A 23493-nucleotide genomic window follows, 5' to 3' on the forward strand; every position below is an offset into this window, starting at 1 on the left:
TCGTCATAGCCGCTCCGCATGATTCATGCCATGGCTTCGGCGATCAGATCTTCCGCTGCCATGGACAGCACATGCTCCTGGGCTTCGCCCGCGACCGGCTCCTTGCCGATCTCCAGCATGACCGGCACGGCGAGCGGTGAGATCTGCGTCAGGCGCTTGTGCAGGATGTGCCCCTTGATTCGCTCCAGCATATCGGCAAGGCGGGCAATGTCCAAAAGTCCGGCGGCGGCATCCTGTCGCGTCGCCTGCATGAGGATATGGTCCGGCTCGTGACTGCGCAGGACGTCGTAGATCAGATCCGAGGACACCGTCACCTGCCGGCCGGACTTTTCCTTGCCGGGGTGGCGCTGTTCGATCAGCCCTGCAATGACGGCACAGTTGCGAAAGGTGCGCTTCAGCATGAAGCTCTCGTCGAGCCAGGTTTCGAGATCGTCTCCCAGCATGTCCTGGTCGAAGAGGTCTGCGAGGCTGAGTGCTCCCCGCGCGATCAGCGAGCCCATGTCCTCCAAGGCCCAGATGGCGAGGGCATAATCTGTCGCGACAAAGCCCAGCGGCTCGGCCCGCATGCGCTCCAGGCGACGGGTGAGCAGCATTCCAAGCGTCTGATGCGCGAGGCGGCCCTCAAAAGCATAGATCACCATGTAGAAGCGTTCGCCGCGCGGGAAGGTCTCGATCAGCAGATCGCCGCGCTTCGGCAGGACGGATTTTTCCTGCTGCAAGGCGAGCCAGTCGCGCACCTGATCCGGCAGCGCCGTGCGGCGATCGGGGTCGTCGAGCATGGCACGCACCTGCTCGGCGAGATAGGTCGAGAGCGGGAACTTGCCGCCGGCATAGGCCGGGATTTTCGGATCCATCGAGAAAGCGTTGGAGACAAGGCATTCATTGTCTCTGATGCCCTCGAAGCGGAGCACCTTGCCCGAGAAGAGGAAGGTATCGCCCTGGGTCAGTTGTTCGAAGAAATACTCCTCGACCTTGCCGAGCGTCATGCCCCCGCGACCGATCGACCCCAGATGGTTGCGCTTGACCAGCCGGACATTCAGCATCGGCATTTCGACGATGGTGCCGAGGTTGAGGCGATACTGCTGGGCGACCTGCGGGTTCGAGACACGCCATAACCCGTCCTTGCGGCGACGGATGCGGGCGTAGCGCTCGTAGGTTCGAAGCGCATAGCCGCCGGTCGCGACGAAATCGACGATACGGGCGAAGGTCTCCCGCGGGAGCGCGGCATAGGGAAGCGCCGTCGTCACCTCGCGATAAAGGCCCTCCTCGTCGAAGGCATCGGCACAGGCCATGCCGAGCACATGCTGGGCCAGCACGTCGAGCGAGCCCTCGCCGACCGGCGGCGTGTCCTGTGCGCCGATATAGTTGGCATCGAGTGCCGCTTGGCATTCCATGACCTCGAAACGATTGGCAGGCACCAGGATCGCCCGGGACGGCTCGTCCATGCGGTGATTGGCGCGGCCAATGCGCTGGGCGAGGCGCGAAGCGCCCTTGGGCGCACCGACATGGATGACGAGATCGACGTCACCCCAGTCGATGCCGAGATCGAGGGTGGAGGTTGCCACAACCGCCCGAAGCCGGTTTTCGGCCATGGCGGCCTCCACCTTACGGCGTTGCGAAACATCGAGCGAACCGTGATGCAGCGCGATCGGCAGATTGTCGTCATTGACGGTCCAGAGCTCCTGGAAGAGCATCTCGGCCTGGGAGCGCGTATTGACGAAGAGCAGCGTCGTCTGGAAGTCCTTGAGGACCTTGTAGATCTCGGGAATGGCATAGACCGCCCTGTGACCGGACCAGGGGATGCGGTCCTCTGTCTGGAGGATTGTGATGTTGGGTCGCGCGCCACCCTCGACCGTTATCAGACCGGCTGCCGCCTCCTCGTCCTGCCGCTGGGCAACCAGCCAGCGGCGCAGATCCATCGGCTGGGCGACGGTTGCCGAAAGCCCGATGGTCTTCAGACCGGGAGCCAGCTTCCTCAGGCGTGCGAGGCCGAGCGACAGCAGATGGCCGCGCTTCGAGGTGACCAACGAATGCAGTTCGTCGAAGATGACGTAGCGCAGGTCCTTGAAGAAGCGCTCAGAATCCGAGTGCGAGATCAGCAGAGCCACCTGCTCCGGCGTTGTCAGCAGGATATCCGGCGGATTGGTCTTCTGCCGCTGGCGCTTGTGCGCCGGTGTGTCGCCGGTGCGATTCTCGATGGTGATCGCAAGCCCCATCTCGGTGACGGGCTTCATCAGGTTGCGCTCGATGTCGACGGCGAGTGCCTTCAGCGGCGAGATGTAAAGCGTGTGAATGCCGGTGAATGCTTCCCCCGGCTTTTTCCGTCCGCGCTCGGTCAGTTCGGTCAGCGACGGTAGGAAACCTGCGAGCGTCTTGCCGGCACCGGTCGGGGCGATCAGCAGCAGGCTCTCGCCGCCATTCTCGCCGGATCTCGCCCGGGCCAGCAGCTCCAGCTGATGGTCACGCGGTTGCCAGCCCTTTTCGCCGAACCAGCGGACGAAGGGGGCAGGCAGAAGTGCAAGGGCGGAATCAGCTGTCGTCACCGCCCCAAGGTAGTGGACGCGCGCGGAAAGAGAAGGGGTGAAAGAGGTATCACCTCAGCGCAATATACCTGTCCGAGCGGTGGTTGATTGCGAGGAAGAGGTTCAAGACCACAGCACCAATCACCGAATAAAGCACAACGGAAGGGCTGACGACGGCGAAGGCCAGCGCCATGACACAGAGGTCGAAGGCAAGCTGCACGAGGCCTGCGCGGATGCCGAAGCGGTCCTGGATGTAGACGGCGAGAATGCCGAGGCCGCCGAGGCTGGCGCGGTGGCGGTAGAGCGCGAGAAGGCCGAAGCCGAGCAGCAGGCCGCCAAGGATTGCCGCCCAGACCGGCGCGATGCTCTGAATGACGAGGAAACGGCTCTCGATTTCGACGATGAAGGAGGTCAGGCCGACGGCCACGAAGGTCTTGATGGTAAAATCGAGGCCGACGCGACGCAGCGAGAGGATATAGAAGGGCAGATTGAGCAGGAAGAAGAGCAGACCGAAGCTCCAGCCGCTCCAGTAGTGGAGAACAAAGGCCAAGCCGGCCATGCCGCCGGTCAGAAGGCCGACCTGGGCGAGGAAATAAAGGCCGAGTGCGGCGATCAGGCTGCCGGCCACGAGGCCCTGCAGATCTTCTGCCGGCGTATGGCGTGTCGGGTTCGAATTCCAGATTCCCAGCATGCTCGTCAACGGCGCCATCTTGCTCTCCAGACCTTGACCTCCCAAGCACAAATTGTACCCGAGATCCCCTGGGAAACAAGGAGGATAGGTCAGCAAATCTGACCTATTGAGCAAATCGCAAGAATGCTGCTCGTCAGGCCTTCCGGCCAGCAAGAAACAGTATGCCGGAGACTGGTTTCCCGCCATCCATGCGAATGGTCGTTCGCGACAGCTTCACGAGGTCGAAGCCGTTTTCATCGAGACGATACTTTACATGCTGCTCGGTGTGGGCATAACGCAGGCTCGGCGCCAGGATAAAGCCGTCGCCCTCGCCAGCGTCTTCGACCGAAAAGGCAAGAAGCGAGCCGGGTTTCAAAAGCTGCGCGGCAAGTGCGAAGGCGTTGGCGAGGTCACCCAGATACATCAGCACGTCGGCCGCGGAGACGAGATCGGCACGACTTTCTGCGAGGCCATCATCGAACAGGCCTGACTCCGTCGCTTCAAGCGACAGATCGGCCTTCGCCAGGAAATCGTAGAGTCCCTTTTCCTCGGCCTTGGCGAGCATGTTGGCCGAGAGGTCGAAGCCTTCCAGCCGGCTCACTCTGTCGCGGATCTCGGCGCCGAAAAGACCCGTGCCACATCCGAGATCGACGGCCAGATCGAAGCGCCGGTCCTCATGCTCGACGATCAGCCGGGCGAGCTTGGCCGGAACCGAATAATCCAGCTTCTCGACCAGGGCCGTATCGAAACGATCGGCATAGTCATCGAAAAGCGCCTCGACATAGCGAGATGGTGGCTGGTCCGGGATATCTTCCGCCCCGAGCAGAGCCAGTTTCAACTGCGCGCCGAACAGATCTTCCGGGTCGAGCACGAGCAGTCTGCGCAGAGCGGGTATCGCCTTTTCTGCCTGCCCGGCCTTTTCCGCATAGTCCGCAAGACGCAACAGACCGGCCGGCCAGTCCGGCACCAGTTCCAAGGCCTGTTCCATCAGTTCGACTGCTGCCTCATGTTCGCCATTCTCAGCGAGCATGCGCGCATAGTCGGCACGGCGGTCGGCGATGACGTCGCCGGACGAGAACTGGGTGGGGTGCATCGAAGAGATCCTTGCGCCTGCCAGCATGGGGTGATCCAGCATGGAGCGGGCGCGCGGTCTTGACCGATCCCCGGAAAAAACTCAAGTCCTATCGCAAGCCGCTGCTTTGCCGGCTTGCGGGGCGGGCGTGCAGCGCCCATATCAGCGAACGATAACAGGAGACACGCATGGCTGATGGCCTCAATCGATTTCTCGGCGACACGCCGGGCCGCACGATCGTCAAGCTGATCGTCGTTTCGCTCATCGTCGGCTTTGTGATGTCGATCTTCGGGCTTGATCCGATGGATCTGCTCGACGGCATCAGGTTCTTCATCATCGACCTGTGGTACACGGGGTTCGACGCTCTTGGAAGGGTCGGGCAGTATCTGCTGATCGGCGCTACGATCGTCATCCCCGCCTTCATCCTGCTCCGCCTCTTCGCGTCACGGAACTGACGTCGCCATGCCCGAGCCTGTTCTAAATCGCCGTCGGCTGATCCTGATCTCGGCCGGCGTCATGACGGCAGCGATCACTGGCTGCCGGTCCACCGACATTCTCAACCCCGATGACGGCCAGGCCCGGGCTGAGACGGACGCCGCGTTGCCGATGGTGAACAGGCTCCGGCAATCGCGTGGCCTCTCCTCCCTCTCCCGCGGTCGCCCCGCGGAAGTGGCGGCCGTGGCCCAGGCCAAGCGCATGGCACGCGCTGGCGAGATGTCGCATCTGATCGGCTTCAACGACAGTTTCGGCGCCCGCATGAAGGGACATGGCGTACCCTTGCCAGCAGCCGAAAACATTGCCGCGGGCCAGGATAGCGTCGAGCGTGCCGTGCAGGCCTGGATCGACTCCAAGCGGCATCTGGACAACATGACCGGCAGCTTCAACGGGCTCGGCGTCGCCGTTGCCTGGGATTCCGCTTCCGGCAACCGCCCTTACTGGGCCATGGTGCTCTCGGCCTGAGTGATTCTGTCGCTCCGGTCCCCACCGGAGCACAGAATGCACAGCCCGTCACTCCCCGCCTCCAGACCGTTCGAGGTCACCCATCGCAGCGTGCTGGCGATCGCGGTACCGATGACCCTCGGTTTCGTCACGACACCGCTTTTGGGGCTCACCGATACCGCAGTTGTCGGACGTAGCGGCGATGCAGCGCAATTGGCAGGGCTCGCGATTGCAGCAGCTCTCTTCGACCTTCTCTTCGCCTCCTTGAATTTTCTGAGAGCCTCGACGACGGCCCTCGTCGCCCAGGCGCAAGGACGCGGGGAGCCATCCGAACTCTTCGCCGTCTTCTGGCGCTCGATCGTCTTGTCGCTTGGCTTCGGCTTGCTGATCCTCGCAGTCTCTCCCGCAATCGTCGGCTTTGGCCCCGCGCTGATGGGCGCCGATGGTGGTGTTCAGGCAGCTGCCGCCACCTATATCGGCATCCGCATTCTGGCGGCTCCCTTGACGCTTTCGAATTTCACCCTGCTCGGCTTCGTGCTCGGGCGCGGGCTCGGCTCTGTCGGGCTTGCGCTGCAGATCCTCTTGAACGGCGTCAACATCGCCATGTCGATCCTGCTTGGTCTGACGTTCGGATACGGGATTGCCGGCGTCGCTTGGGGTACCGTCATCGGCGAGTTCGTCGCCATGATCGCCGGCTTCGCCTTCATCTTCTGGCGCTACGGTCGCACCGCAATCCCTAAGATCTCGATGATCACCGACCGCGCCAAGCTAATGGCGCTTTTCCGGCTCAACCGGGACATCCTGATCCGCACCTTCTCGCTGATCACTGCCTTTACCGTCATGACCCGCATCGGGGCCGGTTTCGGCGCCGTAACGCTTGCGGCCAATGCCGTTCTGATGAACTTCTTCATGATCGCCAGCTTCTATCTCGACGGCATGGCAACGGCGGCCGAGCAGATCACGGGCGAAACGATCGGCGCCAAACAGCGGCGCGCCTTCGAGCGTGCCGTGAAGCTCACTGGGGTCTGGTCCTTCGGCCTGGCTCTGGCGAGCCTTGCGTTCTTCCTGGTCTTCGGATCGGCGATCATCGACTTCATCACCACGGCCGGCGATGTGCGCAGCGTTGCCGAGACCTATCTGATCTATGCGGCGCTGACCGCGCTGACCGGAGCACTCGCCTTTCACATGGACGGGGTCTTCATCGGTGCGACATGGTCATCCGACATGCGCAACATGATGCTCGTCGCGCTTGCCGGCTATCTTGCGACGGTCGCCGTGCTCGTGCCCCCGTTTTCCAATCACGGACTCTGGATCGCGCTCAATGTGTTTCTCGGTCTACGCGGCCTTTTACTGCTTGCGCGCCTGAAACCCAAGACCAATCAGACCTTCACCGACAGCCAATGATCGAGCCTGGTGTCTCGCAATTCGCTGACATTGGCGACCTGTTCGCGATCGAGCAGCGACGACAAGCCGCGCAGGATACGTCCCGGCAAAGCCGGCCCTTCATAGACCATGAAGGAATAGAGCTGCACGAGGTCGGCGCCGGCACGGATCTTCTCCAGCGCAGTCTCCGCGGACGACACGCCGCCGACCCCGATGATCGGCAGAGCCGGGCCAACGCGCTTTCGCATACGGGCGAGAACCGCGGTCGACTTGTCGAAAAGCGGAGCTCCGGACAGGCCGCCGGCCTCACCCGCCAGAGTCGGGTCCGTCAGGCCGTCGCGCGACAGCGTGGTGTTGGAGACAATGAGGCCATCGAGATCATGGGCGGCTGCGACCTCGGCGATGTCGTCCATGCCCTCGTCCGTGAGGTCCGGGGCGATCTTGAGGAAAACCGGGAGGCGCTTGCCTGCCCGCAGACTTTCTTCAGAACGCGCGGCGAGTACGGCAGACAGGAGCGCATCCAAGCTTTCCTTGGCCTGCAGATCACGCAGACCCGGGGTGTTCGGCGAGGAGATGTTGGCGGTGAAATAGGTCGCCACGGGATAGAAGCGGCGGATGCCGGCCACATAGTCGGCGATCCGGTCGGTCGCATCCTTGTTGGCACCGATATTCACACCGACGATCCCATCACAGTTGCGACGGCCAGAGAGCCGGGCAAGCGCCGCCTCATGCCCCTCATTGTTGAAACCGAGGCGGTTGATAACGGCGTGATCGCGCTCCAGGCGGAAGATGCGCGGCTTGGGATTGCCGGTCTGGGGCTTGGGCGTCAGCGTGCCGACTTCGGCAAAACCGAAGCCAAGCGACAGCAGCGCATACGGCACCTCGGCATTCTTGTCGTAACCGGCCGCCATGCCAAGCGGGTTCGGGAAGCGGATGCCGGCAACCGTCTGGGCCAGACGCGGATCGGCGGCGGACTTGCAGGTCGGGACGAGGCCGGTTTTCAGGGCCGCGATCGACAGACCATGGGCCGTTTCCGCATCGAAGAGAAAAAGGCCGCGACGGCCGAGCGAGAAGAGGTCGAGCATCAGCGGTTCTCCGCATCGATATCCGGGAATACATGCAGTCCGTCACCACCGAGGGCCAAGGGCTTTTCCCAGAGCACGGCGTCGAGCGGCAGATCGGCGTAAAGATGGGGGAAGAGATCTCCTCCGCGTGACGCTTCCCACTGCAGAGCTTCGCCGAAGACGGTCGCATCGACCGCTACAAGCAGCAGGTCAGACTGGCCTGCGAAATGCAGACGTGCAGTCTCCACCGCCTGGGCTCCTGTCGAGAAATGGATGTAACCGTCCTTGAGATCGATGGACGCGCCTTTGAAAAGGCCCGCGTCGCGTGCCTCCTGCCATAATTCTCGCGGCACGATCTTATATATGGTCTTGTCCAAGGTCCGGTCTCTCCAAGATCATGAGGGTCGAGGCGGGTTTGCCGCAAACGCGGTCAAATGTCCACGCCGGGAGATGCGGACGACAGGAGGAGAGACAAGATGTCCATCGGCAAGACAGTTCTCACACTGGCGGCGCTCACGCTCGGCGCTTCCTTCGCGATGGCGCAGGATGCTGGCACCGACCGCTTCACGCTGGAAAAATCGGACAACGGTTTCGTACGGCTCGATCGGCAGACAGGGGCCGTGACACTCTGCACCGAAGCCGAGGGCACGCTCACCTGCCGGATGGCGGCAGACGAACGTGCCGCTTACGACGCGGATCTCGCCCGGCTGGAAAAACGGGTCGAAGCGCTGGAAAAGCAGGTGGCCGAAGGTACTGCTGCCAAAAGCGGCGAGCTTCCGAGCGACGCGGAGATCGACCGCTCGATCGGCATCATGGAGCGCTTCATGCGGGCTTTCTTCGGGCTGGTGCAGGAATTCCAGGGCGAGGAGCAGGGTAAGCCGGGCGACCCCGTTCCGAACCGAACCTGACCGCAAAACAGGCCTCGTTCACCCATTCGTTGCACGACCATTGTCTAGTGCGCCGTCAGGCGCTAAAAGAATGAAACGCATTCGCGCGCAAAATGACATCGCTCTTGGGAGGGGGCTGTGACATGGCTGCATCGACCTTCATCATCGCAGACGACCATCCGCTGTTCCGGGGCGCCCTGCGCCAGGCCGTGACCGGCATCGACGGCACGCAAACCATCATCGAGGCCGGCGACTTCGAAGCTGCCCGCAAGGCGGCCGCCGAGCATTCGGATGCAGACCTCATGCTGCTCGATCTCGCCATGCCCGGCGTCTCCGGTTTTTCCGGATTGATGGCGCTGCGCGCCGAATTCGCGAGCCTGCCGCTGGTCATCGTCTCCGCAACAGACGATCCCGTCACCATCCGCCGGGCTCTCGAACTCGGCGCCTCCGGCTTCATTTCGAAGTCGGCGGGGATCGACGATATCCGCTCGGCGATCCAGTCGGTGCTGGAAGGCGATATCGCAACGCCGGCAAGCTATCAGGGCGGGCAGGAGACGGACCCCGACGTGGCCGATCTCATCAACCGGCTGCGCACACTCACGCCGCAGCAAAGCCGTGTGCTCGGCATGCTCGGCGAAGGCCTGCTCAACAAGCAGATTGCCTATGAGCTCGGCGTGTCGGAAGCGACGATCAAGGCGCATGTCTCTGCGATCCTCCTGAAGCTCAAGGTGGACAGCCGCACCCAGGCCGTGATCCAGCTCGGCAAGATCAACATGGCCATGGTCGCCTGAGGCGAGCGAGAGGATTTTATTCCTTTTTGCTTTACTATCGGCCTTTGCTGATCTATTGTTTTCGCCATTGCCGGACCGGGGATTAGAAATGTTCCGGCGCTGAAGAGGCGCGAACATGCTTTCGCATGACAGCATATGGGCCGCGATCGATCGGCTGGCGGAGCAGCATTCGCTGACGCCATCAGGTCTTGCGCGCCGTGCAGGCCTCGACCCCACCTCCTTCAACAAATCCAAGCGTGTCGGTGCCGATGGCCGGATGCGCTGGCCCTCGACCGAATCCATCGCGAAGGTGCTGGAAGCGACCGGCGCCAGCCTCGACCAGTTCATGCGCTATGTCTCGCCAGACGCCTTGCGCGGCAACCCGCTGCCGCAGGGGACATTTCCGCCGCAGGCAAGCTCGATTCCCCTGCTCGGCATGGCACAGGCGGGTGCCGGCGGTTTTTTCGACGATGGCGGCTTTCCGGCCGGTCAGGGCTGGGATCTCGTCGAGTTCCCGGCAGCCCCGGGCCGCAACAACGGGGTCTATGCGCTGGAGGTTCAGGGCGAGAGCATGAAGCCGCTCTACCGGGACGGCGACATCCTGATCGTCGAGCCGGGTGCCCAGGTGCGACGTGGCGACCGCGTCGTGGTGAAGACCCGTGAAGGCGAAGTCATGGCGAAGATCCTGGCACGGCAGAGCGCGAAATCGATCGAGCTGCAATCGCTCAATCCGGACCACCCTCCGCGCATGCTGGACATGGGCGATGTCGAATGGGTAGCGCGCATCATCTGGGCGAGCCAATAGGAAAACGCGCCTATGCGACGGATCAGCACCTTCATCGCCGGCGCAGTCGGCCTCCTCCTGTGGGCCTATCTCGTCATGGCAGCCGGAGCAACGCTCCGCGAAGATCCCGTTGACTACAATATCGAGGATCTGGACGTACCCGATCCGTCGGAGCTCGACCTACCCGATGTCGGCTCCTTGCAGGATGACACGGTCGAAGAACCGGCAGTGATCGAAGCAAGGCGGCAGGTGCGCAGCATCGAGCCGGATGCTTTTGGATCTCCGGCCTTTGCGGAAGCGCAGGACCTTGAACGGGTAGCGGCGCGGGCACCTTTGTCCGACGCCACCGGGCGAACGAAACCGAAAGTGGTTCTTCTGCATCGTCCGTCGAGCCTTGCTGCCGGTGTCGTCGCCTTCGGACCGGATCAGCGCGTTCGCCTGGCCGATCTGATCGAGACGCCTGTGGGCCGCAGCTGCACCACGGCGGAGGGCCAGGTCTGGCCCTGTGGCGCCATGGCGCGCACGCAGCAGCGTCAGTTCCTGCGCAACCGGTCGCTCACCTGCGAAACCGGCGCCACCGCATGGCAGGGCGAGATCCGCACACGATGCTGGGTGGGCGTTCAGGATGTGTCCTCCTGGCTTGCAAAGTACGGATGGGCAGAGGCGGAGCCGGGCTCCGCACTCACCGCACTGACCGAGGAAGCCCGTGCCGCAAGACGCGGGCTTTTTGGTGAGCCCGCACAACGCGCCGGCACGCTCCCTTGAAACGCCCAGCCGGCCCTCCTACTCTTTGCCCACCGCAACTGGAAACCATCTTACATGAACAAGCCCGTATCCCCGGAAGAAGCCCTGATCTTCGTCATGGTCATGGCGTCCGCCGTCGACAATGCGATGGCCGAAAAGGAACTCGTGCGGATTGGCCAGCTGATCGACATTCTTCCGGTCTTCGAGAATTTCGACAAGGAACGCCTCATCGAGGTGTCGCAGCGCTGCGCGAGCCTGCTTTCCGGGCCTGAGGGTCTGGACATCGCGCTCGAGACCATTCGCGACGCCCTGCCGGAGTGGCTGCATGAGACCGCCTATGCACTGGCTGTTGAAATCGTCGCGGTCGATCTGACCGTTCGCGCGGAGGAAGTGCGCCTGCTGCAGCTGCTGAGGGATCGCCTTGCGCTCGACAAGCTCACCTGCGCCGCCCTGGAGCGCAGCGCCTCTGCCCGCTATCGCCGGGTCTGACTGGCTCAGAAAAGCCCGACCGGGAAATAGCGCAGATAAATTTCTTCCAGCCGCCCGTCCTTTGACAGCGCCGCAAGCGCGCTTTCAAGCGCGGCGGCAAGGGCTCCATCCTGCCCGCCGACCATGATGGTCATGCCTTCGCCGAGATGGCGCTCGGATAGAAAGGGCCCATCGAGAAAGCTGCAGCAGCCGGCAGCTTCAGGGCTCATCATCCAGAAGGAGAGTTGCAGGGCATCCGCGAAGACGGCCTCGACCTCCTTTTCCTTCAGTCCTCTCATGAGGGCGCCCTGATCCTCGAATGTCGTCGGCGTGATGCCGGGAAAGAAAGCCTTCAACATGGCTTCATGCGCGGTATCCTTGACGACACCAACCTTCCGACCAGAGAGCGCCTCGACATCCTGACGAGCAAGGGCAATGTCGTTTCGCATCAGGAAACGTGCGGGCAACAAGAGATAGGGCCGCGTGAAATTGAACTTCCCGCGCAGCTCTTCCGTCACCGCGACGCCGGCCATCACCGCTTCCCCCTGCCCGCTTTCCAGTGCCGACGTCAGCTGTTCATACGGCAGGGCCTGGATCTGGCAGCGGGCCTGAAGGCCCAGCTCATCGCACAGCGCGCGGGCAAGATCGACATGGAAGCCGGATAGCCGGCCGCTCTGATCGGTGAAGTTGAAGGGCGGAAAATCCGTGGTGGTCAAAAAACGCAACCGGAGAACGCTGCTGACATCCGGCCGGACCAGCCGCTCGCGGGCATCGAATAGGACCGGAAGGTCGGTCCCCTGCGCCCGCGCAGGTGGCGCGGACAAGAGCGAAACGAGAAGAATCGCGGTAATCCAGGGCCACAACCCCGCAAAATCTAGGGATGTAACTTTTGCGCGCATCTCTATCATCTTCAACCGGGGTCAAGGTGGGGGCGTCGTTCAGACCGGATGACGTGTAGCAGCTTGGTGTGGACGAGGGAATACGGCCCGCGGATGGTTGCCGCGCGCCTTGGGTCATTGCGGGGGCAAGACCAGCGGAGCGCAGTAGGCGCGGCCGACATGGAAAGTTTGGCCCGGCTGAAATGCGAAGCGCGGCTGCTGCATGTGCTCGGCATTTCCAAACCGCTGATTGCCCGGATGGCAAAACGGGCCGCGGCCAACGGGACCTCCGTCGAGGCCGAACTGCTCGCCAGCGGCGTCATCGAGGAAGAGGCCTATTTTGCGGGTCTGGCGCGGATGTACGGCTTGCCGTTCCTGCCGGAGATCGACCCTTCGCTGCTTGTGGACCATGCCCATAGCGACACCCAGCTCGCAGAGCCGCGCATGCTGCGGCTCCACTACAGCGACCGGCCGCCGGTCGTGGCGATTGCTCCGCACATCCTCAACATGGAGGGTCTCGCAAAACGCTTCGGTCGGAACGGGCCGGGCGCGGGTTCCCTGATCGTGACGACACCGACCGCCATCCGGCGTGCCAGCTGGAAGGTGGGGGAGCACAGACGCGTAGGCCAGGCCGTACGTGGTCTGTTCGACACGCTGCAGCCGCTTTCGGCGCGGCTCGTGGTGACCGGGGACCAAGGCTTCATCGCCGGCGCCGGGCTCTGTCTGATCTGTCTCTTCGCGATTATGGCGCCGATGCTCGCCGCGGTTATCAGCCACCTGGCGCTCTCCCTCTTTCATACGGCAGCTCTCATGCTGCGCATGGCCGTCGTCTCGCATGGGCGACGCCACAGGTTCTTAGAAGCAAAGCTCGAATATGGCAGCGATGTTCTGCCGGTTTACACCGTGATGGTGGCGCTTTACCGGGAGGCCGATGTGGTTCCGCAACTGCTCGCCGCCCTCGATGGGCTCGACTGGCCGCGCAGTCTCCTCGACGTCAAACTGGTCTGCGAGGCCGACGATCACGAGACGATCGAGGCGATCCGCCGATTGAACCCCGGCCCTCATGTCGAGGTGGTGGCCGTGCCGGCCATGGCGCCGCGCACCAAGCCCAAGGCCCTCACCTATGCCCTGGCCGGCGCACGCGGCGAGTTCCTCACCATCTACGATGCCGAGGATCGCCCACATCCGCAGCAGTTGAAGGAAGCCTATCACGCCTTCCGGCTCGGTCCGGCCGATCTCGCCTGTCTGCAGGCGCCGCTGGTGATCGGCAATGCCGCCGAAAGCTGGATCAGCGCCATTTTCGCGCTCGAATATTCGGCGCTGTTCCGCAGACTGCTGCCGGCCCTCGGCTATTATCGCATGCCGTTGCCGCTCGGCGGCACCTCCAATCATTTCAAGACCGCCCTCCTCAGAGCCAGCGGCGGCTGGGATCCCTACAACGTCACGGAGGATGCCGATCTTGGCATGCGCCTCTACAGAATGGGGTATCGCTCCTCGACCCTCACGCTGCCAACTCATGAGGATGCGCCGACCGATTTCCGGGTCTGGCTCGCGCAGCGGACCCGCTGGTACAAGGGATGGCTGCAAACCTGGCTGGTGCTGATGCGCAAGCCCCTGCAAACTGCGCGCGACATGGGATTTTTATCCTTCCTCGTCTTTCAGCTGCTGGTCGGCGGCATGCTGATCGCAGCGCTCAGCCATCCCGGCCTGATCGTCTTCCTCACATTTCTGGTGATCTCGCTGATGCAGGCCCCGGCTGCGCAGCCGAGCCTCTTCACGACCATCATGCTCGCCATGGACATCTTCAACATCCTCGGAAGCTACGCGATCTTCTTCGTCCTCGGCGCGACCCCGATGAGCAAGGGCGAAAAGGAGGGCGTCGGCTGGAAATGGGCGATGATCCCGGTGTACTGGATGGCCGTGTCGCTTGCGGCGTGGAAGGCCGTGATCGAGCTCAGGCTGAAGCCGTTCCACTGGAACAAGACACCGCATCGGCCAAGCCGAGCCGTTTTGCAGGCGTCCGAGTGATTGCTCCAAACCCGGTCGCACCATAGTGTTGATGCAACGCATCCAACCGGGAGACGACGAATATGGTGACACTGCTCGGCATTTCGGGAAGCCTGCGCAAGGGCTCGCTCAACACCGCCCTCTTGGACGCTGCAGCAGCCCTGCCGGCAGACGGCTACCGGATGGAAACAGCCGGCATTCACGGCATACCGCTTTATGACGGTGACCTCGAGGAAGCCGAAGGCATTCCGGCCGCTGTTACGGCCCTCAAGGAAAAGATCATTGCCGCCGACGGCGTGATCCTGTTCACACCCGAATACAACAACGGCATTCCCGGCGTCTTCAAGAACGCGATTGATTGGCTGTCGCGTCCCTCATCCGACATGGCTCGAGTCTTTGGCGGAAAGGCCTTTGCCTTGGTCGGAGCGTCTCCGGGAACTTTCGGCACGCTGCTCAGCCAGAATGCCTGGCTCTCGGTGCTGCACACGCTCGGCTGCCGGACGTTTTCGCAGAAGCGGCTGATGGTGTCGCGGGCGCATACGCTGTTTGATGGCGAGGGCAAGCTGACGGACGAAGCGACGGCAAAGCGGCTCGGCGACCTGCTAGCAGCGTTTGCGAAGTTTGCGGGGAAATAGCGAGAAGAGGCTGGAGCGGGTGAAGGGAATCGAACCCTCGTATTCAGCTTGGGAAGCTGCTGCTCTACCATTGAGCTACACCCGCGCGCGGTCTGACGAATCCAACAGTTCGGCCGAAGTGTCAAGCCGAATGGAATACAAAGGGGCGCGATGAAGCCCCTCTTTCGTCAGGGCAAACGGAAGTGTTTCGACAGCTTCAAGCCCTGCGCCTGATAGTTGGAGCCGAGCCCCGTGCCGTAGAGGCCTTCCGGGCGCTCCTGCATGTGCTCGTAGACCAAGCGGCCGATGACCTGGCCGTGCTCGAGGATGAAGGGCACTTCGTGGCTGCGGACTTCCAGAACCGCGCGACTGCCTGAGCCACCGGCGGGCGCATGGCCGAAGCCGGGGTCGAAGAAGCCGGCATAGTGCACGCGGAATTCACCCACCAGCGGATCGTAGGGCGTCATTTCGGCCGCATAAAGTGGCGGGACATGCACCGCTTCGTTCGACACGAGAATGTAGAATTCGTCCGGATCGAGGATCAGGTCGCCGCGGCCGCGGCTGTAGAGCGGCTCCCAGAAATCAAGCACGTCATGGGCGCCTTTCAGGTCGACGTCGATCACCGAGGTGTGGTGCTTGCCGCGATATCCGATCAGCCCATCGGGACCGGAGCCGGTCAGATCGATCGAGAGTGCGATCCCACCGCCCGAGACATTGGGCATGTCGCTTGCGACCAGCGTTTCCGCCTTGTGCAAGTCGAGCAGCTCGGCCTCGTTCAAAAGTGCATGGCCGGTGCGGAAGCGGATCTGCGACAGGCGCGAACCGCGGCGCACGATGATCGGGAAGGTGCGCGGCGAGATCTCCAGATAGAGCTGCCCCTTATAGCCGGCCGGTACCTTGTCGAATTCCTGGGCGTAATCGACCATCACCCGGGTGAAGATGTCGAGGCGGCCGGTCGAGCTCTTTGGATTTGCCGACGCCGAAATTTCTGCCGGCAGGTCGAGGCTTTCCATCAGCGGCACGATATAGACGCAACCGGTTTCCAGAACGGCCCCCTGTTCGAGGTCGATCTCGTGCAGCGTCAGCTTTTCGAGCTTCTCGGCAACCGTGCTGTTGCGGCCCGGCATGAAGCTTGCCCGGACGCGCATTGCCTTGCCGCCCAGACGCAGGTCGAGGCTCGCCGGCTGGATCTGGTCCTTGTCGAGCATGACCTCGCTCTTCAGCTGGCCGCCACCGAACAAGGCGCCGATGGCGCGATCGGACAAAATCCCGGGCTTCATGGTCATTTTCCCAATCCTGTTTGGGCTCGACAAAACCAAAGGCCACCGATTGACGCAAGGGCCGCAAGAGCGTAATTGCAGCCTTATCCCGTGGTGATTTGGCCGGTCGGCTTGCAGCCACGTTAAACAAGTGGCTAAATAGACCGGGTTTACGAAACCGGTCCGTTCACGCGACCGGTTTTTTTGTGTTCGAAAGGCACGTGCATGAGCAAGAACTGGCGCCCGGCCACCACCCTCGTCCATGGCGGCACGCTGCGCTCTCCTTATGGCGAGACGTCTGAAGCGATCTTCCTCACACAGGGCTTTGTCTATGAAAGCTCTGAAGCGGCCGAAGCCCGCTTCAAGGGCGAGAACGACGGCTATATCTACGCCCGCTATGGCAGCCCCACCAACGACATGTTCGAAAAGCGCATGTGCATGATGGAAGGCGCCGAGGATGCGCGTGCGATGGCGTCGGGCATGGCCGCTGTTGCCGCTGCCGTACTCTGCCAGGTCAAGGCCGGCGACCATATCGTCGCTGCCCGCGCCCTGTTCGGCTCCTGCCGCTATGTTGTCGAGACGCTGGCGCCGCGCTACGGCGTGGAATGCACGCTGGTCGACGGCCGGGACCTCGCCAATTGGGAAGCCGCGATCCGGCCGAACACCAAGGTGATGTTCCTCGAAAGCCCGACCAATCCGACGCTCGAGGTGATCGACGTCGCAGGCGTTGCCAAGCTCGCCGACCAGATCGGCGCAAAGCTGATCGTCGACAATGTCTTTGCGACGCCCCTCTTCCAGAAGCCGCTCGAACTCGGCGCGCATGTCGTCGTCTATTCCGCGACCAAGCATATCGATGGCCAGGGCCGCTGCCTCGGTGGCGTCGTGCTTTCCTCGAAGGAATGGATCAACGAGAACCTGCACGACTATTTCCGCCATACAGGCCCTGCCATGTCGCCGTTCAATGCCTGGACGTTGCTCAAGGGCATGGAAACGCTGCCGCTTCGCGTAAAACAGCAGACGACAAGTGCGGCCACGATTGCCGATTTCCTGGCGGACCAGAGTGCCGTTGCCAAGGTCATCTATCCCGGTCGCAAGGACCACCCCCAGGCCGACATCATCGCCAAGCAGATGACGGGCGGCTCGACGCTGGTCTGCTTCGAGTTGAAGGGCGGGAAGGAAGCTGCCTTCAAGCTGCAGAATGCCATGGAGATCGTCAAGATTTCCAACAATCTCGGCGATGCGAAGAGCCTGATCACCCATCCGGCGACCACCACCCACAAGAACCTGACCGATGAGGCGCGCGCCGAACTCGGCATCTCGGGGGGCACGGTTCGCTTCTCCTGCGGGATCGAGGATACCCAGGACCTGCTGGACGACTTCGCACGGGCGCTCAAGGCCATCTGAGCGCCAGACACGCGCTCAGCAACGCAAATATTTCAGCCGCGACAGGCGTTGCGGCTGGAGCATTGCCCTTGACGTAAGGAGTTGCGTCGTTATCCCTTCAAAAGGCACGGTGTTTGTGTGTCGCCCTTGCTGCCGCCACAATGAGCGCCATCTCTATCACTGTTGATGACAAGCTTTTTCAGGGTCCAGGCATGTATCGCGCGCTGACACGGGACATAGAGGTTCTGGTCGAACCTTACTATCTCGAGGAACAGTCGGACCCCGATGACAGCCGTTATGTCTGGGGCTACCGGATCGTGATCTCCAATCACTCGGGCAAACCCGTGCGGTTGACCCATCGATACTGGCACATCACCGACCAGAACGGTCAGGTGGATGAGGTAAGCGGCCCGGGCGTAGTGGGCGAGCAGCCGCGCCTCGATCCCGGCGACACTTACGAATATTCTTCCGGCTGCCCGCTCGATACGCCCTCGGGCATGATGTATGGCACCTACCGGATGGAAACCGACGACGGAGAGACCTTCGACGTCGAAATACCGGCCTTTTCCCTCGACAGCCCAGGCATGGTCCGCACCCTCAATTGACGATTGCCAGTTGAGTTGACCGGCCCCAGCCGCTATCTGATGGCATCGATCGCGACGCCATCCAGAGGGCTAAACCGGCATGAGCATTACCCATCTCGTCACCCATAGTGGTGGCTTCCATGCCGACGAACTCTTGTCGAGCGTGATCCTGACACGGCTCTATCCCGATGCGACGATCGTGCGCAGTCGCGCGCCGGACTGGATCACTCCGGCATCCGACCGGATCATCTATGATGTCGGCGGCGCCTATGACGCCGAAACGCAGATCTTCGACCATCATCAGCGCGGCGCACCGCTTCGCGAAGACGGTCAGCCCTACAGCTCCTTCGGGCTCATTTGGAAGCATTACGGGCGCGCCTATCTCGCAGCCATGGGTCTCCCGGCCGATCATGTCGAGGCGATCCACCAGGGCTTCGATGCGAAATTTGTTCTGCCGATCGACCTGATGGACAATGGCGCGCTCAGCCCGGCAACGGCCGGACCACTGGCCGATCTCACCCTGCCGAGCCTCCTCGAAACGCTGAAGCCTGTTTTCGACAACAAGGAGCCCGGCGCTGACGATCGCGGCTTCCAGTCCGCCCTTTCGATTGCACGGATGATCGTCGAAGCCGCCATCGGCCAGCGCGCGGCCAAGCTGCGCGCCGAGACGATGGTGCTGGAAGCGATCGCAGCAACAGGGGACGCTCGCGTCCTCGAATTGCCGATGGGCATGCCGTTCCGCCCCGCTATCGTCAAGGCAGGGGCCGACCACCTGCTCTTCGTCGTTCATCCCCGCGACAAGGACTGGTGCATCACCGGAATCCGCAAGGCGGAAGACAGTTTCGAGCAGCGGGCGGATCTACCCGCCGCCTGGGCAGGCTTGAGCAACAGTGACCTGGAGGCTGCCTGCGGCGTAAAGGGCGCCACCTTCTGTCACAATGGCCGCTTCATCGCAGCAGCAAATTCGCGGGACGCGATCCTTGCCATGGCGGACATCGCGGTCGAGGAGGCGAGTGGCGGTCACCCGGCATCATCGGAGGCGTAAACCCTCCCGGCGCTTGCTATATTCAACCATAGAAAAAGGCCGGATCGCTCCGGCCTTTTTCATATTCAGCATTCTGATCGATCAAGCCGGCGTCAGTTCACCAGGCTCGAAATCATAATTGGTCGAGCAGAATTCGCAGGTCACCGTGATCGTGCCGTCTTCGGTGCTCGCTTCGATCTCTTCCGCAGAGAAGCCCTGGAGAACACCCTTCAGGCGCTCGCGCGAGCAACTGCAGCGGTCGTAAACTGCCTGCGGTTCGTAAGCCCGCACACCGCGCTCGTGGAACAAACGGAACAGCAGCCGCTCGATACCCACCTGCGGATCGGTCAGTTCGTCGGCATCGATCGTCTCGACCAGCACGCGGGCCTCATCCCAGGCATCGTCGCCGTGCAGATCGGCATCGCGGTCGTCGCCGTCGCCGCCATGCAGATCGGGCTGGCGCATCCGCTCTGGCGCATCGGGCAAGAATTGCGCGATGAGGCCCCCTGCCCGCCACGTGCGACGTGGCTTGCCGTCCGCATCCCGATCGAAGAGTTCGGCAGCGCCCAGGCGGACACGCGTCGGGATCTGTTCCGACTGGCGGAAATAGACACCGGCGATGTCTTCGAGCGACGTGCCGTCGAGCGGCACGATGCCCTGGTACGGCTGCATGAAGGAACCCTGGTCGATGGTGAAGGCGAGCACGCCTGCGCCGAGCAGCTCCTCGGGCGAGGCACGACCGGCCGCGACGGCATCGGCCACCGCCTGCTCGTCGAAGCGGGCATAGGCACGGACGTTTTCAGGCGAGCTGAAATCGGCAACCAGTAGATCGACCGGGCCGTCGCCCTTGGTCTGGACCGTGAACTTGCCTTCGAACTTCAGCGACGTCCCGATCAGCACAGTCAGGACGATGGCTTCGGCGAGAAGCCGGGCGACCGGCGCCGGATAGGCGTGGCGGTCGAGAATGGAATTGATCAACGGTCCGAGCTGGACGGCACGGCCGCGCACATCGAGGCCCTCCACCTGGAAGGGAACCACGCGATCGTCACCGGCGAAACCGAATTCGCCGAGTTCTGCTTGTCTCATCGACATGAATGTACTCCCGGCACTTGAAGCGCCAAACGCTGGGCCCGAGCGGCCCGATCAGAAACGGCACAGATGGGATCACCCATGCCAAAGGTCAAGTCGGGCGTCAAAGCCCTGCCCGGCTTCAGATCGCGCCGAGGCACCAGGCGAGGATCGACTTCTGCGCGTGCAGGCGGTTTTCGGCTTCGTCGAAGACCACCGATTGTGCGCCATCGATCACCTCGTCGGTGACCTCTTCGCCGCGATGGGCCGGCAGGCAGTGCAGGAAAAGCGCCTCGTCCTTCGCCTTCTTCATCAGCTCCGCATTGACCTGGAAAGGCTGGAAGACGTTATGGCCACGCGCCTTGTGCTCCTGGTTCATGGACACCCAGGTATCGGTGATCACGGCGTCAGCGCCGGTGACCGCACGATCTGCGTCGTGGCACAACATGATCTCGCCGCCATTGTTGCGGGCCCAGTTCAGGATCTTGTCATCGGGCTCGGAGCCGAGTGGCACGGCCATGTTCATCCGGTAGCCGAAGCGCGCCGCACCTTCGACCAGCGAATGCAGGACATTGTTGCCATCGCCGGTCCAGGCGAGCGTCTTGCCCGTCACCGGCCCACGATGCTCCTCGATGGTCATGATGTCTGCCATGATCTGGCAGGGATGGGTGAGATCCGTCAGGGCGTTGATAACCGGAACCGTTGCATGCTCCGCCATCTCCAGGAGACGGGCGTGGTCGGTCGTCCGGATCATGATCGCATCGACATAGCGCGACAGAACTTTCGCGGTGTCGCCAATCGTTTCGGCGCGGCCAAGCTGCATTTCCGTGCCCGACAGGAAGAGGGTCTCGCCACCCAGCTGGCGCATGCCGACATCGAAGGAGACGCGGGTGCGGGTCGAAGGCTTTTCGAAAATCATCGCCAGCATCTTTCCGGCCAGCGGCTTGTCGGCGGTGCCGGCCTTGGTCGCCTGCTTGCGGGTCTTCGCGTCTTCGAGAATGCTGCGAAGATCCTCTGCCGTGGTCGCGGAGAGATCGAGAAAGTGCTTCGGAGATGCCATGAATGAGGTCCTGTCTTAGGCTGTCGCTGCCACTGCCGTCTTGGCGCGAATGCGCTCTGCGGCGTGCTCGATGCGGGCGAGACCGTCGCGAGCTTCTTCGGCGGTCACCGTCAAAGGCGGCAGGAGACGAATGACATTGTCGCCGGCGGGAACGCCGAGCAGGTGCTCGTCGCGCATTGCCATCAGAAGCTCGGTGTTCGGCACCTTGGCCTTGATGCCGAGCATCAGGCCTTCGCCGCGGACCTCTTCGATCACATCCGGGTAACGATCCTTCAGCGAGGCAAGGCCCTGGCGGAAAACGAGCGCTGTGTCGCGAACATTGTCGAGAAAACCGTCGCCGAGCACGACATCGAGAACGGCATTGCCGACAGCCATGGCGAGCGGGTTGCCGCCATAGGTCGAGCCATGCGTGCCGGCCTTCATGCCATAGGCAGCCTCTTCAGTCGCCAGGCAGGCGCCGAGCGGGAAACCGCCGCCGATCCCCTTGGCGACAGCCATCAGATCAGGCGTGATACCGGCCCATTCATGGGCAAAGAGCTTGCCGGTGCGGCCGACACCGCACTGGACTTCGTCGAGGATCAACAGCAGGCCGTGTTCGTCGCAGAGATCACGCAAGGCGCGCAGCATCTCCACCGGGATCGGACGAATGCCGCCCTCGCCCTGCACCGGCTCGACGAGGATCGCAGCCGTTGCGTCGGTGATTGCCGCCTTGACGGCTTCGATGTCGTCAAACGGCACCTGATCGAAACCCGGGGCCTTGGGACCGAAGCCTTCCAGATACTTCTCCTGGCCGCCAGCGGCGATCGTCGCGATGGTGCGGCCATGGAAGGCGCCTTCCATCGTGATGATGTGAAACTTCTCGGGATGCCCCTTGGCAAAGTGATAGCGACGCGCCGTCTTGATCGCACATTCGAGAGCTTCGGCGCCCGAATTGGTGAAGAAGACACGGTCGGCGAAGGTGACATCGGTCAGACGCTTGGCCAGCACTTCCTGCCCCGGCACCTCATAGAGATTGGACAGGTGCCAGACCTTGTCGGCCTGATCCTTCAACGCGCCAACGACATGGGGATGGCCATGGCCGACCGAGGTGACGGCGACACCGGCTGCGAAATCGAGATAATGCTCACCACTTTCGGTCACGAGCCAGACGCCCTCGCCTCGCTCGAAACGCAGCGGCGCCCGATTGTAGGTCTGGTAGAGCGGCGTAGCTTCGGCCATGGCTGTCACGATCCTTCTCGACAATCCGTCGCACGGGACGGCGCGGCCCTTTCGAGGCCTTAGAAAATTAAAAATGCCGCCTTGCGGCGGCGCGGGCACTATCGGCATTTCGCCCTGCGATGTCAACGAATTCCGCAGGAATCGCAGGAGTAGGCGCGGATTTGGCCGCCTCGCGCCAGAAGGGTGCGCGACAAGATTCCACCTGTTGCATACTTGACTCACTCGGGAAGCAAGTTGGGGAAAACCGGAAAATCGATTCCAGATGATTCCCCCGACTCTTGTCACGGAGTCAGCGTGCCACTAGGTTAAATTTCATTAATAGATTGCATGCGGCGGAAGTGCTCACCGACAGTAACGAGGCGGTTATGTTTCGAATTCGTTCGAAGCAGGGGTGACGGATTCTGCCATGACAGACGCGAGCGGCGGAGAGAATTGGCATGACGACTGCGCAATGGAGTGACGACAGGGTCGAAAGACTGAAACGGCTGTGGGCCGAAGGCCTCAGCGCAAGCCAGATTGCGGCACAACTCGGTGGCGTGAGCCGAAACGCCGTCATCGGCAAGGTTCACCGCCTCAATCTTCCGGGGCGCGCCAAGGCAGGCGGCAGTTCGTCTGCGGCTCGCCCGGCGAAGCGTCCGACGCAGACCCAGCGCCCGGCGACCTTCCAGAACCGCCCCGCGGCAGCGACGGCCACGAGAACCGTGACCCGTGCAGCCGGCGCGACGATGCTGAAGGAAGAGATCGAGGTCGAGGCCTACGAGGAAGTCGAAGTTCGTCGTCCGCTGAACGTGGTCGTACCGATCTCGCGGCGTCTGGCACTGACGGAACTGACCGAGCGCACCTGCAAGTGGCCGATCGGCGATCCGATGAAGGACGATTTCCACTTCTGCGGCTGTGAAATCGCCGATAGCGCACCTTACTGCACCTATCACGCGAAGCTCGCCTATCAGCCGGTCAGCGAACGCCGCAAGGCCGCCCGCTGATATCAAGCGAAGCTTGGAGTTTGAAACGGGTCCTTCGGGGCCCGTTTTTCGTTGTAGCCTGTCGCCCATGAAAAAGGGCCGCAACGGACAATCCGCGCGGCCCTCGTTTCAT

At 62.5% G+C, this 23493-nt stretch carries 24 protein-coding genes, 1 tRNA gene and 1 riboswitch; of the genes, 14 read left to right on the plus strand and 11 right to left on the minus strand.

The genetic code is table 11. From position 1 onward, the window contains the following. Nucleotides 1-23 precede the first annotated feature (23 nt). From QWE_RS19710 to QWE_RS19720, 3 genes are all read right to left on the minus strand, one after another. Complete coding sequence (locus QWE_RS19710) at nt 24-2543, minus strand: ligase-associated DNA damage response DEXH box helicase (protein WP_006727936.1); 2520 nt, start codon at nt 2541-2543, stop codon at nt 24-26. Nucleotides 2544-2592: 49 nt separating this feature from the next. Further along, entirely contained in the window at nt 2593-3231 is a 639-nt protein-coding gene (locus tag QWE_RS19715) for a YitT family protein (RefSeq protein ID WP_006727937.1), read from the minus strand. A gap of 115 nt (nt 3232-3346) precedes the next feature. After that, a complete protein-coding gene (locus tag QWE_RS19720) occupies nt 3347-4285 on the minus strand; it encodes a class I SAM-dependent methyltransferase (protein WP_006727938.1) in 939 nt (312 codons plus the stop codon). Between the two features lie 167 nt (nt 4286-4452). Here QWE_RS19720 and QWE_RS19725 point away from each other — a divergent pair, with 167 nt between their 5' ends. Genes QWE_RS19725 through QWE_RS19735 form a run of 3 tightly spaced genes read left to right on the plus strand, consistent with a single transcriptional unit; the run spans nt 4453 to nt 6607 of the window. Beyond that, nucleotides 4453-4719: a DUF6460 domain-containing protein gene (locus tag QWE_RS19725; protein WP_006727939.1), complete on the plus strand. Its 267-nt coding sequence runs from the start codon at nt 4453-4455 to the stop codon at nt 4717-4719. A gap of 7 nt (nt 4720-4726) precedes the next feature. Continuing rightward, nucleotides 4727-5224: a CAP domain-containing protein gene (locus tag QWE_RS19730; RefSeq protein ID WP_006727940.1), complete on the plus strand. Its 498-nt coding sequence runs from the start codon at nt 4727-4729 to the stop codon at nt 5222-5224. Between the two features lie 36 nt (nt 5225-5260). Then, complete coding sequence (locus QWE_RS19735) at nt 5261-6607, plus strand: MATE family efflux transporter (RefSeq protein ID WP_006727941.1); 1347 nt, start codon at nt 5261-5263, stop codon at nt 6605-6607. On the opposite strand, the gene QWE_RS19740 is transcribed toward QWE_RS19735, so the two are convergent. After that, on the minus strand, nt 6583-7671 hold the full coding sequence (locus QWE_RS19740; RefSeq protein WP_006727942.1) for a quinone-dependent dihydroorotate dehydrogenase: 1089 nt from the start codon (nt 7669-7671) through the stop codon (nt 6583-6585). The genes QWE_RS19735 and QWE_RS19740 overlap by 25 nt on opposite strands. Then, nucleotides 7671-8027, minus strand: coding sequence for a DUF952 domain-containing protein (locus QWE_RS19745; RefSeq protein ID WP_006727943.1), 357 nt, complete (start codon nt 8025-8027; stop codon nt 7671-7673). Before QWE_RS19745 ends, QWE_RS19740 begins: the two co-directional genes overlap by 1 nt. Nucleotides 8028-8126: 99 nt before the next feature. On the opposite strand from QWE_RS19745, the gene QWE_RS19750 reads away from it, so the two are divergent. From QWE_RS19750 to QWE_RS19770, 5 genes are all read left to right on the plus strand, one after another. Further along, nucleotides 8127-8558, plus strand: coding sequence for a hypothetical protein (locus QWE_RS19750; protein ID WP_006727944.1), 432 nt, complete (start codon nt 8127-8129; stop codon nt 8556-8558). Between the two features lie 122 nt (nt 8559-8680). Then, nucleotides 8681-9328 (plus strand): response regulator, encoded by a 648-nt coding sequence (locus tag QWE_RS19755; RefSeq protein WP_006727945.1) that lies wholly within the window; start codon nt 8681-8683, stop codon nt 9326-9328. A gap of 115 nt (nt 9329-9443) precedes the next feature. After that, on the plus strand, nt 9444-10112 hold the full coding sequence (locus QWE_RS19760) for a S24 family peptidase (protein ID WP_006727946.1): 669 nt from the start codon (nt 9444-9446) through the stop codon (nt 10110-10112). Nucleotides 10113-10124: 12 nt separating this feature from the next. After that, nucleotides 10125-10856 carry a thermonuclease family protein gene (locus QWE_RS19765; protein WP_006727947.1) on the plus strand — a complete coding sequence of 244 codons (732 nt, stop codon included), beginning with the start codon at nt 10125-10127 and terminating at the stop codon, nt 10854-10856. 54 nt (nt 10857-10910) lie between these two features. Further along, a complete protein-coding gene (locus QWE_RS19770) occupies nt 10911-11324 on the plus strand; it encodes a tellurite resistance TerB family protein (RefSeq protein WP_006727948.1) in 414 nt (137 codons plus the stop codon). 5 nt (nt 11325-11329) lie between these two features. Here the strand turns inward: QWE_RS19770 and QWE_RS19775 are convergent, their stop codons facing one another. After that, nucleotides 11330-12202 carry a transporter substrate-binding domain-containing protein gene (locus QWE_RS19775; RefSeq protein WP_040300723.1) on the minus strand — a complete coding sequence of 291 codons (873 nt, stop codon included), beginning with the start codon at nt 12200-12202 and terminating at the stop codon, nt 11330-11332. A 159-nt stretch (nt 12203-12361) separates the two neighbouring features. Here QWE_RS19775 and QWE_RS19780 point away from each other — a divergent pair, with 159 nt between their 5' ends. Further along, nucleotides 12362-14209, plus strand: coding sequence for a glycosyltransferase family 2 protein (locus QWE_RS19780; RefSeq protein ID WP_006727950.1), 1848 nt, complete (start codon nt 12362-12364; stop codon nt 14207-14209). Between the two features lie 62 nt (nt 14210-14271). Next, nucleotides 14272-14823, plus strand: coding sequence for an NADPH-dependent FMN reductase (locus tag QWE_RS19785; protein ID WP_006727951.1), 552 nt, complete (start codon nt 14272-14274; stop codon nt 14821-14823). Between the two features lie 11 nt (nt 14824-14834). On the opposite strand, the gene QWE_RS19790 is transcribed toward QWE_RS19785, so the two are convergent. Together QWE_RS19790 and QWE_RS19795 are read right to left on the minus strand one after the other, a co-directional pair. Then, nucleotides 14835-14908: transfer RNA gene (locus tag QWE_RS19790), tRNA-Gly, on the minus strand. 82 nt (nt 14909-14990) lie between these two features. Next, nucleotides 14991-16088: a 2'-deoxycytidine 5'-triphosphate deaminase gene (locus QWE_RS19795; protein ID WP_006727952.1), complete on the minus strand. Its 1098-nt coding sequence runs from the start codon at nt 16086-16088 to the stop codon at nt 14991-14993. Between the two features lie 74 nt (nt 16089-16162). Then, nucleotides 16163-16241, plus strand: a riboswitch (SAM riboswitch). Nucleotides 16242-16286: 45 nt separating this feature from the next. Between QWE_RS19795 and QWE_RS19800 the strand changes: the two genes are divergently transcribed. The 3 genes from QWE_RS19800 to QWE_RS19810 all read left to right on the plus strand — a co-directional run bounded on the left by QWE_RS19800 (nt 16287) and on the right by QWE_RS19810 (nt 19073). Next, nucleotides 16287-17465, plus strand: coding sequence for an O-succinylhomoserine sulfhydrylase (locus QWE_RS19800; protein ID WP_006727953.1), 1179 nt, complete (start codon nt 16287-16289; stop codon nt 17463-17465). Nucleotides 17466-17656: 191 nt separating this feature from the next. After that, the gene (gene apaG / locus QWE_RS19805; RefSeq protein WP_006727954.1) at nt 17657-18049 is read left to right on the plus strand and encodes a Co2+/Mg2+ efflux protein ApaG; all 393 of its coding nucleotides are present in this window, start codon (nt 17657-17659) and stop codon (nt 18047-18049) included. Nucleotides 18050-18128: 79 nt separating this feature from the next. Continuing rightward, nucleotides 18129-19073: an MYG1 family protein gene (locus QWE_RS19810; protein WP_006727955.1), complete on the plus strand. Its 945-nt coding sequence runs from the start codon at nt 18129-18131 to the stop codon at nt 19071-19073. Between the two features lie 81 nt (nt 19074-19154). On the opposite strand, the gene QWE_RS19815 is transcribed toward QWE_RS19810, so the two are convergent. The 3 genes from QWE_RS19815 to QWE_RS19825 all read right to left on the minus strand — a co-directional run bounded on the left by QWE_RS19815 (nt 19155) and on the right by QWE_RS19825 (nt 22398). Beyond that, on the minus strand, nt 19155-20144 hold the full coding sequence (locus tag QWE_RS19815) for an Hsp33 family molecular chaperone (RefSeq protein ID WP_006727956.1): 990 nt from the start codon (nt 20142-20144) through the stop codon (nt 19155-19157). Nucleotides 20145-20262: 118 nt separating this feature from the next. Next, nucleotides 20263-21180: an ornithine carbamoyltransferase gene (argF, locus tag QWE_RS19820; RefSeq protein ID WP_006727957.1), complete on the minus strand. Its 918-nt coding sequence runs from the start codon at nt 21178-21180 to the stop codon at nt 20263-20265. A gap of 15 nt (nt 21181-21195) precedes the next feature. Beyond that, nucleotides 21196-22398 carry an aspartate aminotransferase family protein gene (locus QWE_RS19825; protein WP_006727958.1) on the minus strand — a complete coding sequence of 401 codons (1203 nt, stop codon included), beginning with the start codon at nt 22396-22398 and terminating at the stop codon, nt 21196-21198. 437 nt (nt 22399-22835) lie between these two features. On the opposite strand from QWE_RS19825, the gene QWE_RS19830 reads away from it, so the two are divergent. Continuing rightward, complete coding sequence (locus tag QWE_RS19830; protein WP_006727959.1) at nt 22836-23381, plus strand: GcrA family cell cycle regulator; 546 nt, start codon at nt 22836-22838, stop codon at nt 23379-23381. Nucleotides 23382-23493 lie beyond the last annotated feature (112 nt).

The sequence above is a fragment of the Agrobacterium albertimagni AOL15 genome (assembly GCF_000300855.1).
In the GTDB taxonomy this organism is placed as follows: Bacteria; Pseudomonadota; Alphaproteobacteria; order Rhizobiales; family Rhizobiaceae; genus Allorhizobium; species Allorhizobium albertimagni.

Excerpts from the sequence above, each read along its gene's own strand:
- QWE_RS19715 (WP_006727937.1), bottom strand. The coding sequence starts at position 3,231 with ATGGCGCCGTTGACGAGCATGCTGGGAATCTGGAATTCGAACCCGACA.
- QWE_RS19720 (WP_006727938.1), bottom strand. The coding sequence starts at position 4,285 with ATGCACCCCACCCAGTTCTCGTCCGGCGACGTCATCGCCGACCGCCGT.
- QWE_RS19725 (WP_006727939.1), top strand. The coding sequence starts at position 4,453 with ATGGCTGATGGCCTCAATCGATTTCTCGGCGACACGCCGGGCCGCACG.
- QWE_RS19730 (WP_006727940.1), top strand. The coding sequence starts at position 4,727 with ATGCCCGAGCCTGTTCTAAATCGCCGTCGGCTGATCCTGATCTCGGCC.
- QWE_RS19735 (WP_006727941.1), top strand. The coding sequence starts at position 5,261 with ATGCACAGCCCGTCACTCCCCGCCTCCAGACCGTTCGAGGTCACCCAT.
- QWE_RS19740 (WP_006727942.1), bottom strand. The coding sequence starts at position 7,671 with ATGCTCGACCTCTTCTCGCTCGGCCGTCGCGGCCTTTTTCTCTTCGAT.
- QWE_RS19750 (WP_006727944.1), top strand. The coding sequence starts at position 8,127 with ATGTCCATCGGCAAGACAGTTCTCACACTGGCGGCGCTCACGCTCGGC.
- QWE_RS19755 (WP_006727945.1), top strand. The coding sequence starts at position 8,681 with ATGGCTGCATCGACCTTCATCATCGCAGACGACCATCCGCTGTTCCGG.
- QWE_RS19760 (WP_006727946.1), top strand. The coding sequence starts at position 9,444 with ATGCTTTCGCATGACAGCATATGGGCCGCGATCGATCGGCTGGCGGAG.
- QWE_RS19765 (WP_006727947.1), top strand. The coding sequence starts at position 10,125 with ATGCGACGGATCAGCACCTTCATCGCCGGCGCAGTCGGCCTCCTCCTG.
- QWE_RS19770 (WP_006727948.1), top strand. The coding sequence starts at position 10,911 with ATGAACAAGCCCGTATCCCCGGAAGAAGCCCTGATCTTCGTCATGGTC.
- QWE_RS19775 (WP_040300723.1), bottom strand. The coding sequence starts at position 12,202 with ATGCGCGCAAAAGTTACATCCCTAGATTTTGCGGGGTTGTGGCCCTGG.
- QWE_RS19780 (WP_006727950.1), top strand. The coding sequence starts at position 12,362 with ATGGAAAGTTTGGCCCGGCTGAAATGCGAAGCGCGGCTGCTGCATGTG.
- QWE_RS19785 (WP_006727951.1), top strand. The coding sequence starts at position 14,272 with ATGGTGACACTGCTCGGCATTTCGGGAAGCCTGCGCAAGGGCTCGCTC.
- QWE_RS19795 (WP_006727952.1), bottom strand. The coding sequence starts at position 16,088 with ATGACCATGAAGCCCGGGATTTTGTCCGATCGCGCCATCGGCGCCTTG.
- QWE_RS19800 (WP_006727953.1), top strand. The coding sequence starts at position 16,287 with ATGAGCAAGAACTGGCGCCCGGCCACCACCCTCGTCCATGGCGGCACG.
- apaG (WP_006727954.1), top strand. The coding sequence starts at position 17,657 with ATGTATCGCGCGCTGACACGGGACATAGAGGTTCTGGTCGAACCTTAC.
- QWE_RS19810 (WP_006727955.1), top strand. The coding sequence starts at position 18,129 with ATGAGCATTACCCATCTCGTCACCCATAGTGGTGGCTTCCATGCCGAC.
- QWE_RS19815 (WP_006727956.1), bottom strand. The coding sequence starts at position 20,144 with ATGTCGATGAGACAAGCAGAACTCGGCGAATTCGGTTTCGCCGGTGAC.
- argF (WP_006727957.1), bottom strand. The coding sequence starts at position 21,180 with ATGGCATCTCCGAAGCACTTTCTCGATCTCTCCGCGACCACGGCAGAG.
- QWE_RS19825 (WP_006727958.1), bottom strand. The coding sequence starts at position 22,398 with ATGGCCGAAGCTACGCCGCTCTACCAGACCTACAATCGGGCGCCGCTG.
- QWE_RS19830 (WP_006727959.1), top strand. The coding sequence starts at position 22,836 with ATGACGACTGCGCAATGGAGTGACGACAGGGTCGAAAGACTGAAACGG.